This window comes from Paracoccus sp. 08 (genome assembly GCF_024105395.1).
Taxonomy (GTDB): domain Bacteria; phylum Pseudomonadota; class Alphaproteobacteria; order Rhodobacterales; family Rhodobacteraceae; genus Paracoccus; species Paracoccus marcusii.
Map to the genome: position 1 here is coordinate 1 of NZ_WEKR01000011.1, position 13,914 is coordinate 13,914.

The following is a 13,914-nucleotide window of genomic DNA, read 5'->3' on the forward strand; positions in this document are numbered from 1 at the left end:
CCGCCGCGCCACGGGCCAGGACTAGCGGCGCGGAAAGACGAAGACCCGGTCGCGGCGCAGCATCAGCCACATCGGCGTCCCCGCAGGCGGCAGGAACACCCCCGGCACCGTCGCGTTCAGCGCGATGCCGCCCGCATCGGTCGCGAACTCGACCAGCGATTCACGACCCAGATAGCGGGCCCGCGTGACCCGCGCCAGCGCGGCGCTGCCGTTTTCGGCGGTGGGGGCGGGGCCCTGTCCGGCGCGGTCCTGCCATGCGGGGTCGTCGACCGCGGGTGCGCCTGGAAAGCCGTCATTGCCGATGCGGTGCAGCCAGGGCGCGGGCCACAGGAACACGTTGCGCGCCCCCGTGCGGCGCAGGCTGGCGATCAGCGGTCCGTCGGCGGGATCGTCCGGTCCGCTGCCCGCGAAGGTCGCGGGGCGCATGTCCAGCCAGTACCGCCCCCGATCGCTCAGCGCGGCGATGTCATTGGCCACCGCCGCCGCGCGCAGAAGGCCGGGGCGCTGTGCGGCCAGATAGAACCGCCCGTCCGGCCCGCGATGCAGCGGCAGGTCGGCCCCGTCGGCCGTGCGCAGGCGGCCCTGATCCATGTCCAGGCACAGCGCCTGCGCATGGGGCGGGCGGTCGACCGTACCCTTTTGCCGCACCCGGCAGGGCGGGCAAATGCGGCAGGTCGTACCAGGGCGACAGGGCGCGGCGGTAATCCTCGGGGGCGGCCTGGTCGATGTCGATGTCGATGAAGGTGGGACGGCCCGCGAAATGCGCCCGCACGGCGGACAGGTGGTCAGCCCAGTCCCGCGCCCAGATGTCGCCCAGATCGCCCAGGGAAACGCCCAGATTGGCCGCGATGCTGCGGGCATAGGCGCCGCCCCGGTGCAGATAGCGGCTGGCGATCCAGTCCTCGACCCGGCGGGTGTTCAGCAGGAAGATCGAACCGGGATAGTGACGATCCACCAGGGCGAAGTCGCGGAATCCCTCGATCACCGGCATGTTCAGGAAGCGCACCGATTCCATGTCGGTGAAGGCCGTGACGCTGTCCGCCCATCGCGCCAGCGGCCGGGTACCGGTCAGCCTGGCATAAGCGATGTCATCGGCCAGCGCGCCTTCCAGCCAGTGTGCAGCCGGGATGCGGTTCAGGTCGAACAGACGCGCGATGAAGGTCGTGCCGCATTTGTTGAAGCCGATCTGGAAGAACTTGGGCGGCATGGGCGACCTGTCCGGGGGCAAGCCGCGACGATGCGCATGGGGGCGGGGCCTGTCAACGTCTGCCCGGCCCTTGGGCGGAAAGCGCCGCTTTGACGCACGGCTGCGACAAAGGTCTTGCCTTGCCGCAAGGGGGCGGCTAGCACCGAGGGCAGGAATTCGGGAGACACCGGCGCTGCGCCGGGGCCGAAGGAGAAGCCGCCCCGGCAAGCTCTCAGGCAAAAGGACCGTCTTCCCCAAGAACTCTGGAGAGTGGCCGAGAGGCCCGCCGAAGGGATAACGATCTCAGGCGCCCAAGTCCCGACAGGGGCACCGGCACGGACAGAGGGGGCATCGACGCACGGGGGCATTCCCCGTCCAACCGATGCCGGCTGCCCGGCAGACACGCAGGAGGCCAGATGGCCGAGACGAGCCGCCGGACCGGTCTTTACGACCTTCATGTCGAACAGGGTGCCCGCATGGTGCCCTTTGCGGGCTGGGACATGCCCGTGCAGTACCCGATGGGGGTGATGGCCGAACATCTGCACACGCGCGCGCAGGCCGGGCTGTTCGACGTCAGCCACATGGGACAGGTGCTGGTCACCCCTGATGATGGCGACATGGCCACCGCCGCCGCGGCGCTGGAGACGCTGGTCCCCGCAGATGTCGCGGGCCTGGCGCCCGGGCGGCAGCGTTACGGCCTGTTCACCAACGATGCGGGCGGGGTCCTGGATGACCTGATGTTCGCCAACCGGGGCGATCATTACCTGCTGGTCGTGAATGCGGCCTGTGCGGAACAGGACATCGCGCATCTGCGCGGTCTGGCGGGCGTGACGGTGACGCCGGTGACGGATCGCGGGCTGGTGGCGCTGCAGGGGCCGCAGGCGGAGGCGGCGCTGGCCCGGCTGGTGCCGGGGGTCGCGGCGATGCGGTTCATGGACAGCACCGCGCTGGACTGGGATGGGGCGACGCTTTGGGTGTCGCGGTCGGGCTATACCGGAGAGGACGGGTTCGAGATCTCGGTGCCCGAGGCCCGGCTGGAGGATTTCGCGCGGGCGCTGCTGGCAGAGCCCGAGGTGGCGCCCATCGGTCTGGGGGCGCGCGACAGCCTGCGGCTGGAGGCGGGAATGCCGCTTTACGGGCATGACATGGATCAGGGCGTGACGCCGGCGCAGGCGGCGCTTGGCTGGTCGATCCCCAAGGTGCGTCGCAGCGGTGGCGCGCGGGCGGGCGGGTTTCCCGGCGCCGACGCGGTGCTGGCCGAACTGGGATCGCCCGCCGTCACCCGCCGCGGGCTGCGCCCCGAGGGCCGCGCACCGATCCGCGAGGGGGTCGCGCTGTTCGCCGATGACGGGACGCCCATCGGGACGGTCGGTTCGGGCGGCTTCGGGCCGTCTGTGGGCGGCCCGATCGCCATGGCCCGCATTCCCGCCGACATCCCCGAGGGCGCCACGATCCAGGCGGAGCTGCGCGGCAAGCGCGTGCCCCTGACGGTCTGCGCCCTGCCCTTCGTCACCCCATCCTATAAACGTTGAAGGACCTGATCATGCTGAAATACACCGAAGACCACGAATGGCTGCGCGCCGAGGGCGACGAGATCGTCGTGGGCATCACCAAGCATGCCAGCGAACAGCTGGGCGACGTGGTGTTCATCGAGCTGCCCGAGGAGGGGCGCGAGGTGTCCGCCGGCGACGAGATCGTGGTGATCGAGAGCGTCAAGGCCGCGTCCGACATCACGGCCCCGGTGGCGGGCACGATCACCGCGGTGAACGAGGCGCTGTCGGACAGCCCCGGCGACGTGAACGGCGATCCGATGGCCGCCTGGTTCTTCCGGATCAAGCCCACGGATGCTGGTGCGTTGGACGGGTTCATGGACGAGGCCGCCTACAAGGCGCTGGTCGACTGAAGATCGACCGCCGGCCGGGGGTTTCACCCCCGGACCCCCAGGGTATTTGAACAAAGAAGAAGGGCCGCCGCCGCGCGTGCCCGGCAAGGAGGCCAGGATGAGCCGCTGGACGCCCACCGACTATAACCCCGACGATTTCGCGAACCGCCGGCATATCGGCCCGTCCCCGGTCGAGATGGCCGAGATGCTGAAGGCGGTCGGGGCCGACAGCCTGGACCAGCTGATCGAACAGACCGTGCCCGCGGCGATCCGCCAGTCGGATGCGCTGGACTGGCCGGCGCTGTCCGAGGCCGGGCTGCTGGCACGCATGCGTGAGGTGGCGGACAAGAACCGGGTGATGACCAGCCTGATCGGCCAAGGTTATTACGGCACCGTCACGCCCCCCGCGATCCAGCGCAACATCCTGGAGAACCCGGCCTGGTACACGGCCTATACCCCCTATCAGCCCGAGATCGCGCAGGGGCGGCTGGAGGCGCTGCTGAACTTCCAGACCATGGTCGCGGATCTGACCGGGCTGCCGGTGGCGAACGCATCGCTGCTGGACGAGGCGACCGCGGCGGCCGAGGCGATGGCCATGGCGCGGCGGCAGTCGAAGTCCAAGGCCGACGCGTTCTTTGTCGCCCATGACCTGCACCCGCAGACCATTGCAGTGATCGAGACGCGGGCGGCGCCTTTGGGCATTCGCATCATCAAGGGCTCGGTTGACGATCTGGTGGCGGATCAGGTCTTTGCCGCGGTGTTCCAGTATCCCGGCACCTATGGCCATGTCCGCGACCTGACCCCCGAGATCGAGGCGCTGCATGCCGCGAGCGCGCTTGCCATCGTCGCGACCGACCTTCTGGCGCTGTGCGTGCTGAAGGAGCCGGGCGCGATGGGCGCCGACATCGCCGTCGGATCGTCGCAGCGCTTTGGCGTGCCGATGGGCTATGGCGGGCCGCATGCGGCCTTCATGTCCTGCCGCGACGCGCTGAAGCGGGCGATGCCGGGGCGCATCGTCGGCGTCAGCATCGACAGTTCGGGCAACCAGGCGCTGCGCCTGTCGCTGCAGACGCGCGAGCAGCATATCCGCCGCGAGAAGGCCACCAGCAACGTCTGCACCGCGCAGGCGCTGCTGGCGGTGATGGCGGGATTCTATGCGGTGTTCCACGGGCCGGTGGGCCTGCGTGCCATCGCGCAGCGGGTGCATCTGCACGCGGTTACGGTGGCCGATGCCCTGCGTGCTGCGGGGGCCGAGGTCGCGCCGGAGGCGTTCTTTGACACGATCACCGTCAAGGTGGGCGTGGGCCAGCAGGGCATCATGGCCGCCGCGCGTCATCGCGGCATCAACCTGCGCAAGGTGGGCCGCGACCGCGTGGGCATCAGCGTGGACGAGACGACCGATGCGGGCGTGATCGTTCGCCTGCTGGACGCGTTCGGGATCACCGATGCGGCACCAGCGGCGACCGCACCCGCGATCCCCGAAGCGCTGCTGCGCGAGAGCGAGTACCTGACCCATCCGGTCTTCCACATGAACCGCGCCGAGTCCGAGATGATGCGCTATATGCGCCGTCTGTCGGACCGGGACCTGGCGCTGGACCGGGCGATGATCCCGCTTGGCAGCTGCACCATGAAGCTGAACGCCGCGGCCGAGATGATGCCGATCACCTGGCCGGAATTCGGTGCGCTGCATCCCTTTGCGCCTGCCGATCAGGCGGCGGGGTATCATGAGGCGATCGCGGACCTGACCCAGAAGCTGTGCGTGATCACCGGCTACGACGCCTTCTCCATGCAGCCGAACAGCGGCGCGCAGGGGGAGTATGCCGGTCTGCTGACCATCCAGGCCTATCACAAGGCGCGGGGCGAGGAGCGTGACATCTGCCTGATCCCGGTGTCCGCGCATGGTACGAACCCGGCATCGGCGCAGATGTGCGGGATGCAGGTCGTGGTGGTGAAATCGGCCCCGAACGGCGACATCGACCTGGAGGACTTCGCCGACAAGGCGGCCAAGGCAGGCGACCGGCTGGCGGCGGTGATGATCACCTATCCCAGCACCCATGGCGTCTTCGAGGACACCGTGCGGCAGGTCTGCGACATCACGCATGAGCATGGCGGTCAGGTCTATATCGACGGCGCAAACATGAATGCGCTGGTCGGCCTGGTGAAACCCGGAGAGATCGGCGGCGATGTCAGCCACCTGAACCTGCACAAGACCTTTGCCATCCCGCATGGCGGCGGCGGCCCCGGCATGGGGCCGATCGGGGTCAAGTCGCATCTGGCGCCCTTCCTGCCCGGCAATCCGCAGGGCGGCGAAGGCGCGGTCAGTGCGGCGCCCTATGGATCGGCGTCGATCCTGCTGATCAGCTGGGCCTATTGCCTGATGATGGGCGGCGAAGGCCTGACCCAAGCCACCCGCGTGGCGATCCTGAACGCGAACTATATCGCGGCGCGGCTGGCCGGGGCCTATCCGATCCTATTCATGGGCAATCGTGGCCGGGTGGCGCATGAATGCATCATCGACACGCGGCCCTTTGCCGAACATGGCGTAACGGTGGACGACATCGCCAAGCGCCTGATCGACAACGGTTTCCACGCCCCCACGATGAGCTGGCCGGTCAGCGGCACGCTGATGGTCGAGCCGACCGAGAGCGAGACCAAGGCCGAGATCGACCGTTTCATCACCGCGCTGCTGGCCATCCGCGACGAGATCACCGACGTGGCCGAGGGTCGCATTGCCGCGGATCAAAGCCCGCTGCGCCACGCGCCGCATACGGTCGAGGATCTGGTCCGCGATTGGGACCGCCCCTATTCGCGCGAACAGGGCTGTTTCCCGGCAGGTGCGTTCCGCGTGGACAAGTACTGGCCGCCGGTCGGGCGTGTGGACAACGCCCATGGCGACCGCAACCTGATCTGCACCTGCCCGCCGCTGGAAGCCTATGCCGAGGCTGCCGAATAGGCGATGCCAGCCCCCAGGGCCCGAAATCCGGGCCCTGGGGGGAACCCTGCCCCGCCCCGGGCATTGCCCTTGCATGTCACGATCTGACACGGCCCCGTGATCGCGCCGGTCAGACACCATGCCAGAGGTCCCGATGCCCGACACCCTGCCCCCCGCCCACCGCGCCCGAGAGGAGCTGGTCGCCAATCTGATGGCGGTCCCTGCCGTGATCGGCCTGGTCTTGGCCGTCCTGGCCTTTTTCCAGCGCGGATCGGGCATCACCGGAACCGCCGGCGCCGGGCTGGCCATCCTTGGCATGGTCGCGCTGAGCATTGCCGCGCTGCTGGTCGGGCGTCTGTCGCCGGGCCGGTTCCGCACCTTCGTCGCGGTGATGATCCTGATCGGGGGGCTGCTGACGCTGATTTGCGCGTGGTTCCTGATGCAGGGCTGGCTGATGCTGGCCATCGCGCTGACGCTGGCCCTGTGGCTGATCTTCATCCTGGTCGCGAGGTAACCGCCATGATCCGCATCCTTCCCGCCCTGATCCTGCTGGCCCCCGCCGCCCATGCGCAACAGACCGAATGGACCGGTTTCCACGGAAACAGCATGGCGCAAAAATACAGCGCCTCTTCCCAGATCACCCCCGAGAACGTCGGCGATCTTGAAATGGCATGGGAGATCCACACCGGAGATGTCTCCGACGGGTCGGGCGACATTCCGGGCACGGTCTGGTCGGCGACGCCGATTCTGGCCAACGACCTGCTGTATGTCGGCACGCCCTTCTATCGCATCCTGGCCGTTCATCCCGACACCGGAGAGATCGCCTGGACGTATGAGCCCGACGACACCACGCTGGAGCCCCTGTCCCAGCCCGAACTGAAGAACCGCGGCGTGACCTATTGGGAGGGAGAGGGCGACGGACCCTGCGCGCGGCGGGTCTATATCGGCACGATGGACGCCGAACTGCATGCGGTGGATGCCGATACCGGGGAACTGTGCGCCGATTTCGGCGAGGGCGGCATCTTGGACGTGAACCAATGGAACAAGCCCGACGCAAACTTTCCGCTGTCGCAGCTACAGCCGCCCACCGTCTTTCGCGACAAGCTGCTGCTGGGTTGGGCGGGCAAGGACTGGCACGACGCAGCGAACCCCCTGGGGTCGGTCTTTGCCGTCGACGCGCGCACCGGCGAACTGGACTGGACCTTCCATTCGATCCCCGAGGATTACGACGGCGTGACCGGCACCTCGAACGTCTGGACCGCCATGTCGGTCGACGAGGAGAACGGTCTGGCCTTCCTGCCCGTCTCCAGCCCCAGTGCGGATTTCTATGGCGGGACGCGCACCGACCCGATCCCCCTGGCGACCTCGGTCACCGCGGTGAATGGCGACACCGGAGAGGTCGTGTGGTCGCGCCAGTTGGTGAACCACGACATCTGGGATTACGATACCGTTGCGGCACCAACCCTTGTGGATATCCCCGGTGAGGGGGGCAGCACCCCCGCCTTGGTCCAACCGACCAAGATGGGCTATGCCTTCGTTCTGAATCGCTTGACCGGAGAGCCGATCTTTCCGATCGAGGACACCCCCGTCCCCGCGACGGATGTCGAGGGAGAGGTCTCGTCCCCGACGCAGCCCATTCCGACCCTGCCGAAATCGCCGATCGGCGATGACTGGGGCGGCGTGTTCGGCTTGGCCGACATCGCGTCCTTCGGCTATTGCTCGCGCAAGTTCGATGAGCTGCGCTATGAGGGCCGTTACACCCCGCCCAGCCTGGAAGGGACGCTGGCTTATCCGGCCACCGCGGGCGGCTTTCAGTGGGGCGGCGGGGCGGTCGATCCGGAAAGCGGCATCCTTTATATCAACAGCTCTCGCGTGGCGCAGATCTATCAACTGATCGAGCGCGAGGATTACGACACCATGACCAGCGGCGGCAGCGAGGCCGAGGGCGGCCTGTTCCCGATGACCGGCACGCCCTACGGTTTCAGCCTGACCAACTTCCTGAACCCGATCGGCATGCCCTGCTGGAAGCCGCCCTATGGTCTGATGTCCGCCATCGACCTGAAATCGGGTGAAACGCTGTGGGAGCGTCCCTTCGGACAGACACAGCAATGGGGCTTCTACATGCCGGAAAGCTGGGGTTCGCCCACCATCGGCGGGCCGGTCGTGACGGCGTCCGGGCTGATCTTCATCGGCGCGTCGATGGACGCCCGGGTCCGCGCGCTGGACGCCGCCACCGGCGACGTGTTGTGGAAGGCCCAGGTCGACGCCCCGGCCGTGTCGATCCCCGCGGTCTATGATTATGACGGCCAGCAATACGTGGTCTTTGCCGTCGGTGGCAATTCCATCATCAAGCCGCAGGTGGCCGATCAGCTGATCGCGTTCACCCTGCCCAAGTGATGAACAGGGCGGCGCGGCCCACTTGACAAACCGCGCCGCCCACGCGATCAAAACAGCGTTGGGGTCGTAGCTCAGTTGGTAGAGCGCGTCGTTCGCAATGACGAGGTCAGGGGTTCGATTCCCCTCGGCTCCACCATATCCGGATCATCCGTCTACAGAATGAAATCCGCCTCGGTCAGCGACAGCTGGCCTGACAGGCGGATCATCCCGTCCACGCGGCCATCTCCGTTCGCATCCATCATCACACGCGTCACGTTGGTCTGCGGGACATACTGCACCATCAATTGTGCACCCTGCCCGGGCTCGAAGCTGTCGGTCATGTGGAACGCCTGGTTTCCGGGGGTCCGCCAGTCCGCATCGATGCCGGACAGGTCGATCCGATCGCTGCCGCGCCGAAAATCAAGGATCAGGTCGGTCTGGGCGCCTTGGCTGTCGGCCATCGACCCGAAGACGAACGTATCCGCCCCGACGCCCCCGGTCAGCAGATCCGCCCCCTGTCCGCCGATCAGGGTGTCGTTGCCCGCTCCGCCCGCCAGCCGATCCGTGTCCTGCCCGCCATGCAGACGATCATTGCCGAACCCGCCCTCCAGCGTGTCGTTGCCCGCGCGCCCTTCCAGCCGATCATTGCCCGCGTTGCCACGCATCAGGTTGCCCTGCGCGTTGCCCAGCAGCACGTCATGACCGGCGCCGCCTTCGGCATTCTCGACTCCGCGGATGATGTCCAGGCCATGGCGGGTGTCCTGCCGCCCGGTCACCGCCAGGTCGATGCGGCCACCCGTGGCGCCCTGCAGGACGACCGTATCGACGCCCGAACCGCCGTCGATCACGTCATTGCCCGCATCCATCAGCACCCGGTCCAGGCCGGCGCCGCCATACAGCGCGTCATGGCCGATCCCGCCGCCAAGGATGTCGTTGCCGCCATCGCCGTACAGCGTGTCGTCGCCCGCCATCCCGAAGGCCCGGTCGTCTTCGAAGCTTAGGCTGAAGACGTCGTTGCCAGACAGCATCCGTTCGATGATCCGCTGATCATCGACACGCGAGAATGTCATGGACGCGTTGTAGATATCCGCCAGCGGCACCCTCAGCTGGTCGATCTGCCATTGATCGTAGTAATTTCCGCCGATATTGGCGGCCCCGCCGATCAGAGTAACGGTTCCACCAGTGATGTTCCCACCCGTCACACGAAAGCCGCTGCCGCCGAAAATCGTCGCAAAATCGTAGCCGCCGCTGTAATAATCCACCAGCAGGACATCCTCGAACTGCTGTCCGTCATAATTGAAATAAAGATTGTCAAAGAATTCGGCATTGAACGCATCGTAATACAACACGCTGAGATCAAAGTTCGTGATGTCGAAACCGGAATACGCCTGCACGCGCGCCATCGTTAACCCCTTGCAAAATAACCATGAAAATCGGCTCTGTCCCGTTCATGTGCGGGGACAGAATGGCATTCATTAACGACGTCGCACGATAGGCGTCAAAACCTATAGCGCAACGTCATTAACGTTTCGGCAAGAATGGCGTAGCGCGTCAGAGGCTGGTGCCCTCGGGCAGGCCCAGCATGATGTTCATGTTCTGGACCGCGGCGCCCGATGCGCCCTTGCCCAGGTTGTCCAGCACCGCGACGATCGTGGCGCATCCGGTCTCATCGTCGCCATGCACGCTGATGCGCAGTACGTTGCTGCCGTTCAGCGCAGTCGGGTCGATGCGGGCGCCGATCTGGTCGGCGGGCACGACCTGCACGAAGGCCTCGTTCGCGTAATGATCGGCCAGCGCCTGGTGCAGGGCCGCGACGCTGCGGTCGTCATCCAGCTGCAGCTGCAGCTGGACCGCCATGCCTTGGGCAAAGTTCCCGACCGAAGGCGCGAAGACCGGCTGCAGCAGCAGGCCGCCATGGGTCATGATCTCGGGGATGTGCTTGTGGCGCTGGTCCAGGCCATAGATGAAATGCACGGGCGCGGTGCCCGCCTCGAAATCCGCGACCATTGCCTTGCCGCCGCCGGTATAGCCGCTGATGGCGTTGATCGACAGCGCCTCGGTCTCGTCGATCAGGCCGGCGGCGACCAGCGGGGCCACGATGGCGATCGCGCCGGTCGAATAGCAGCCCGGATTGCTGACCAGCCGCGCGGCGGCGATGCGCTCGCGCATTTCGGGGGCCAGTTCGGGAAAGCCGAAGACCCAGTCCGGATCGATCCGGTGCGCGGTCGAGGCGTCGATCAGGCGCACGTCCATGTCGGCCGTCAGGGTCACGGCCTCGCGCGCGGCGGCATCCGGCAGGCACAGGATCGCGACATCGGCCTGCGCAAAGCAGTCGGCGCGGGCCTGCGGGTCCTTGCGCATCGCGGGGTCCAGCTGAACCAGGCGGATGTCGTAGCGTCCCAGCAGGCGGTCGCGGATCTGCAGGCCGGTGGTGCCGGCCTCGCCATCGATGAAGACGCTGTGGGTCATGGGGCAAGCCTTTCGCAGGTGTCGCCCGTGTCTAGCGCAGCGCGGCCTTGGTCACAACGCTGCTTGGCGCTAGATGCTGCACATCTCTGACCGGGTCAGGAACCGCTTCTCGCGACCGTTGTCCAGACTGAACATGCCGCCCCGCCCCGGCACCACGTCGATGATCAGGTCGGTATGGGCCCAGGCCTCGGCCTGGCTGGCCGAGATGTAGAAGGGCGCGCCGCCGATCTCTCCCAGCTGCACGTCGCGTTCGCCCACGCGGAAATCGCCTTGGGGATAGCACATCGGCGACGAACCGTCGCAGCAGCCGCCTGACTGGTGGAACAGGACCGGGCCGTGATCGGCCACGATCTCGGCGATCAGTTCCAGCGCGGCGGGGGTGGCGGTGACGGTGCTCATGTATTCAGCCTCTTCTTGAGGAACCGCAGGACCTGCGTCTCTTCGGGGCGCAGGTCGGTCTGGGTCAGGGTGTCGTCGATCGTGTCGGCCAGCTCCAACCGCAACTCGTCGGCCAGATAGGCGTCGATGATCTGGGGGTGCACATAGCACTGGCGGCAGATGGTGGGCGTGTTGCCAAGCCGCGCGGCAACCGATTCGATGGCGTCGCGCACGTTGCGCTTGGCGGCTGCTTCGCTGTCGGCCTTCTCGTATTCGGCCAATGCCAGGGCGGCCAGGACCGTGCCGGTCCAGGTTCGGAAATCCTTGGCGGTGACCTGCCGCCCGGTGATCTGGCGCAGATAGTCGTTCACCTCGGTCGAGGTGACCTGGCGGCGGGTTCCGTCGTCATCGACATACTGGAACAGGTGCTGGCCGGGGATCTCCTGCACGGCACGGATGATGCGGGCAATGCGGCGGTCGCGCAGGCCTAGGTTCCATTCCTTGCCCGACTTGCCCTTGAACTTGAAGCGGACCTGATTGCCGTCCAGCGTGACATGCCGCATCCGCAGCGTGGTCAGCCCGTGCGACTTGTTCTCGCGCGCATAGCGGGTGTTGCCCACGCGGATCATGGTGTTCTCCAGCAGGAACACGATGGTCGCCAGCACCTTTTCCACCGGCAGGCCGCGGCGCGACATGTCGGCATCGACCTGCGCGCGCAGCTGCGGCAGGCCGCGCGCGAAATCCAGCATGCGGTCATACTTGCTGCTGTCGCGCAGCTCGCGGAATTCGGGGTGATACCGGTACTGCTTGCGGCCCTTGGCGTCGCGTCCGGTCGCCTGGATGTGGCCGCGCGGATCGGGGCAGATCCAGACGTCGACATAGGCGGGCGGAATGGCCAGCGACGCCAGCCGCTTGCGTTCCGCCTTGTCGGTGATGGTGCGCCCGTCCGGTCCCTTGTACGAAAACCCCTTGCCCGACCGCTGGCGCGTGATGCCCGGCATGTCGTCGTTCACATAGGTCAGGCCCGCGCTGATCGCGGCGTCCTCGGGGTCGATGATACTGTCCTTGGGCATGGCGCGCTCCGCAGGTGGCGTGTGGCCCAACGCCGCAGGATCGGTGCGGGTTGCGGGCGACCCGAAGGCCGCCCGCAAGGTCTTAGAAGAAGCCCAGCTTCTTGGGGCTGTAGCTGACCAGCATGTTCTTGGTCTGCTGATAGTGGTCCAGCATCATGCGGTGGTTTTCACGCCCGATGCCCGACTGCTTGTAGCCGCCGAAGGCCGCGTGGGCCGGATAGGCGTGATAGCAGTTGGTCCAGACCCGGCCCGCCTGGATCGCGCGACCGAAGCGGTAGCAGGTGTTCGCATCCCGCGACCACAGGCCCGCGCCCAGACCGTACAGCGTGTCATTGGCGATCGACAGCGCCTCGTCCTGGTCCTTGAAGGTGGTCACGGACACGACCGGGCCGAAGATCTCCTCCTGGAAGACCCGCATCTTGTTGTGGCCCTTGAACACCGTCGGCTTGATGTAGAACCCGCCCGACAGCTCTCCGCCGTGATCCGCGGCCTCGCCGCCGATCAGCACCTCGGCGCCTTCCTTGCGACCAATGTCGAAGTAGGAGAGGATCTTCTCCTTCTGCTCGCTCGAGGCCTGCGCGCCGATCATCGTCGCGCTGTCGCGCGGGTCGCCCTGCACGATGGCCTCGACGCGCTTCAGCGCGCGTTCCATGAACTGATCATAAATCTTCTCGTGGATCAGGGCGCGCGACGGGCAGGTGCAGACCTCGCCCTGGTTCAGCGCGAACATCACGAAACCCTCGATCGCCTTGTCGAAGAAGTCGTCGTCCTCGCGGCAGACATCCTCCATGAAGATGTTGGGCGACTTGCCACCCAGTTCCAGCGTGACCGGGATCAGGTTCTCGGACGCGTACTGCATGATCAGGCGGCCGGTGGTGGTTTCCCCGGTGAAGGCGATCTTGGAGATGCGCGGGTTCGACGCCAGCGGCTTGCCCGCCTCAAGGCCGAAACCGTTGACGATGTTCAGGACGCCCGGCGGCAGGATGTCTGCGATCAGTTCGGCAAAGACCATGATCGTGGCCGGGGTCTGTTCCGCGGGTTTCAGCACCACGCAGTTGCCGGCGGCCAGCGCGGGCGCCAGCTTCCAACAGGCCATCAGCAGCGGAAAGTTCCACGGGATGATCTGGCCCACCACGCCCAGGGGCTCGTGGAAGTGGTACGCGATCGTGTCGTTGTCGATTTCAGAAATGCCGCCCTCCTGCGCGCGCAGGACGCCCGCGAAGTAGCGGAAATGGTCGATGGCCAGCGGCAGGTCGGCGGCCATCGTCTCGCGGATGGGCTTGCCGTTGTCCCAGGTCTCGGCGGTGGCCAGCAGCTCCAGGTTCGCCTCCATCCGGTCGGCGATCTTCAGCAGCGCGTTGGACCGATCGGTGGTCGAGGTGCGGCCCCAAGCCCCCTTGGCCTTGTGCGCCGCGTCCAGCGCGGCCTCGATGTCGTCGGCATTGGACCGGGCGATCTCGCCGATCTCGGCCCCGGTGATGGGCGTGGTGTTGGTGAAGTAGCGGCCCGACTTGGGCGCCGTCCATTCGCCACCGATGAAGTTGTCATAGCGGCGGGCAAAGGGCATCACGCCCACGCCCTTGAATTCGTGCGTCTGGTCGTTCGGCATCGGTTCCTC

The 13,914-nt window shown here is 66.8% G+C and carries 11 protein-coding genes, 1 tRNA gene, 1 pseudogene and 1 riboswitch; of the genes and pseudogenes, 6 read left to right on the forward strand and 7 right to left on the reverse strand.

Features of this window, described 5'->3' with window-relative positions:
* Positions 1-21 precede the first annotated feature (21 nt).
* Together GBO37_RS05630 and GBO37_RS05635 are read right to left on the reverse strand one after the other, a co-directional pair.
* Positions 22-249, reverse strand: a pseudogene (locus GBO37_RS05630) (TOBE domain-containing protein); the annotation flags it as partial.
* 217 nt (positions 250-466) lie between these two features.
* The gene (locus GBO37_RS05635; protein ID WP_252927737.1) at positions 467-1,207 is read right to left on the reverse strand and encodes a hypothetical protein; all 741 of its coding nucleotides are present in this window, start codon (positions 1,205-1,207) and stop codon (positions 467-469) included.
* A 147-nt stretch (positions 1,208-1,354) separates the two neighbouring features.
* Positions 1,355-1,444: riboswitch (glycine riboswitch) on the forward strand.
* A gap of 158 nt (positions 1,445-1,602) precedes the next feature.
* Here GBO37_RS05635 and gcvT point away from each other — a divergent pair.
* The 6 genes from gcvT (at position 1,603) to GBO37_RS05665 (ending at position 8,533) form a co-directional block, all read left to right on the forward strand.
* Positions 1,603-2,718, forward strand: a complete 1,116-nt coding sequence (gene gcvT, locus GBO37_RS05640; RefSeq protein ID WP_252927739.1) for a glycine cleavage system aminomethyltransferase GcvT — start codon at positions 1,603-1,605, stop codon at positions 2,716-2,718.
* Between the two features lie 11 nt (positions 2,719-2,729).
* Positions 2,730-3,089 (forward strand): glycine cleavage system protein GcvH, encoded by a 360-nt coding sequence (gene gcvH, locus GBO37_RS05645; RefSeq protein WP_084693814.1) that lies wholly within the window; start codon positions 2,730-2,732, stop codon positions 3,087-3,089.
* A 97-nt stretch (positions 3,090-3,186) separates the two neighbouring features.
* Positions 3,187-6,021: an aminomethyl-transferring glycine dehydrogenase gene (gcvP, locus tag GBO37_RS05650; protein WP_252927740.1), complete on the forward strand. Its 2,835-nt coding sequence runs from the start codon at positions 3,187-3,189 to the stop codon at positions 6,019-6,021.
* Between the two features lie 133 nt (positions 6,022-6,154).
* Positions 6,155-6,514: a hypothetical protein gene (locus GBO37_RS05655; protein ID WP_139599172.1), complete on the forward strand. Its 360-nt coding sequence runs from the start codon at positions 6,155-6,157 to the stop codon at positions 6,512-6,514.
* Between the two features lie 5 nt (positions 6,515-6,519).
* Positions 6,520-8,397 (forward strand): pyrroloquinoline quinone-dependent dehydrogenase, encoded by a 1,878-nt coding sequence (locus tag GBO37_RS05660; protein ID WP_252927743.1) that lies wholly within the window; start codon positions 6,520-6,522, stop codon positions 8,395-8,397.
* A 60-nt stretch (positions 8,398-8,457) separates the two neighbouring features.
* A tRNA-Ala gene (locus tag GBO37_RS05665) sits at positions 8,458-8,533 on the forward strand.
* A gap of 16 nt (positions 8,534-8,549) precedes the next feature.
* Here GBO37_RS05665 and GBO37_RS05670 read toward each other — a convergent pair.
* The 5 genes from GBO37_RS05670 to adh form a co-directional block, all read right to left on the reverse strand.
* Positions 8,550-9,779 carry a calcium-binding protein gene (locus GBO37_RS05670; protein ID WP_252927745.1) on the reverse strand — a complete coding sequence of 410 codons (1,230 nt, stop codon included), beginning with the start codon at positions 9,777-9,779 and terminating at the stop codon, positions 8,550-8,552.
* A 148-nt stretch (positions 9,780-9,927) separates the two neighbouring features.
* On the reverse strand, positions 9,928-10,845 hold the full coding sequence (gene argC, locus GBO37_RS05675) for an N-acetyl-gamma-glutamyl-phosphate reductase (protein WP_252927746.1): 918 nt from the start codon (positions 10,843-10,845) through the stop codon (positions 9,928-9,930).
* Positions 10,846-10,914: 69 nt separating this feature from the next.
* Entirely contained in the window at positions 10,915-11,244 is a 330-nt protein-coding gene (locus GBO37_RS05680) for a DUF779 domain-containing protein (RefSeq protein ID WP_045982321.1), read from the reverse strand.
* Complete coding sequence (locus GBO37_RS05685; RefSeq protein ID WP_252927747.1) at positions 11,241-12,296, reverse strand: DNA topoisomerase IB; 1,056 nt, start codon at positions 12,294-12,296, stop codon at positions 11,241-11,243. The genes GBO37_RS05680 and GBO37_RS05685 overlap by 4 nt, the downstream gene beginning before the upstream one ends.
* Before the next feature lie 82 nt (positions 12,297-12,378).
* Positions 12,379-13,905: an aldehyde dehydrogenase gene (adh, locus tag GBO37_RS05690; RefSeq protein ID WP_046000587.1), complete on the reverse strand. Its 1,527-nt coding sequence runs from the start codon at positions 13,903-13,905 to the stop codon at positions 12,379-12,381.
* Positions 13,906-13,914: the final 9 nt, after the last annotated feature.

What these genes read in the sequence shown, in the direction of transcription:
- GBO37_RS05635 (WP_252927737.1), bottom strand. Translation starts at nt 1,207, where the DNA reads ATGCCGCCCAAGTTCTTCCAGATCGGCTTCAACAAATGCGGCACGACC.
- gcvT (WP_252927739.1), top strand. Translation starts at nt 1,603, where the DNA reads ATGGCCGAGACGAGCCGCCGGACCGGTCTTTACGACCTTCATGTCGAA.
- gcvH (WP_084693814.1), top strand. Translation starts at nt 2,730, where the DNA reads ATGCTGAAATACACCGAAGACCACGAATGGCTGCGCGCCGAGGGCGAC.
- gcvP (WP_252927740.1), top strand. Translation starts at nt 3,187, where the DNA reads ATGAGCCGCTGGACGCCCACCGACTATAACCCCGACGATTTCGCGAAC.
- GBO37_RS05655 (WP_139599172.1), top strand. Translation starts at nt 6,155, where the DNA reads ATGCCCGACACCCTGCCCCCCGCCCACCGCGCCCGAGAGGAGCTGGTC.
- GBO37_RS05660 (WP_252927743.1), top strand. Translation starts at nt 6,520, where the DNA reads ATGATCCGCATCCTTCCCGCCCTGATCCTGCTGGCCCCCGCCGCCCAT.
- GBO37_RS05670 (WP_252927745.1), bottom strand. Translation starts at nt 9,779, where the DNA reads ATGGCGCGCGTGCAGGCGTATTCCGGTTTCGACATCACGAACTTTGAT.
- argC (WP_252927746.1), bottom strand. Translation starts at nt 10,845, where the DNA reads ATGACCCACAGCGTCTTCATCGATGGCGAGGCCGGCACCACCGGCCTG.
- GBO37_RS05680 (WP_045982321.1), bottom strand. Translation starts at nt 11,244, where the DNA reads ATGAGCACCGTCACCGCCACCCCCGCCGCGCTGGAACTGATCGCCGAG.
- GBO37_RS05685 (WP_252927747.1), bottom strand. Translation starts at nt 12,296, where the DNA reads ATGCCCAAGGACAGTATCATCGACCCCGAGGACGCCGCGATCAGCGCG.
- adh (WP_046000587.1), bottom strand. Translation starts at nt 13,905, where the DNA reads ATGCCGAACGACCAGACGCACGAATTCAAGGGCGTGGGCGTGATGCCC.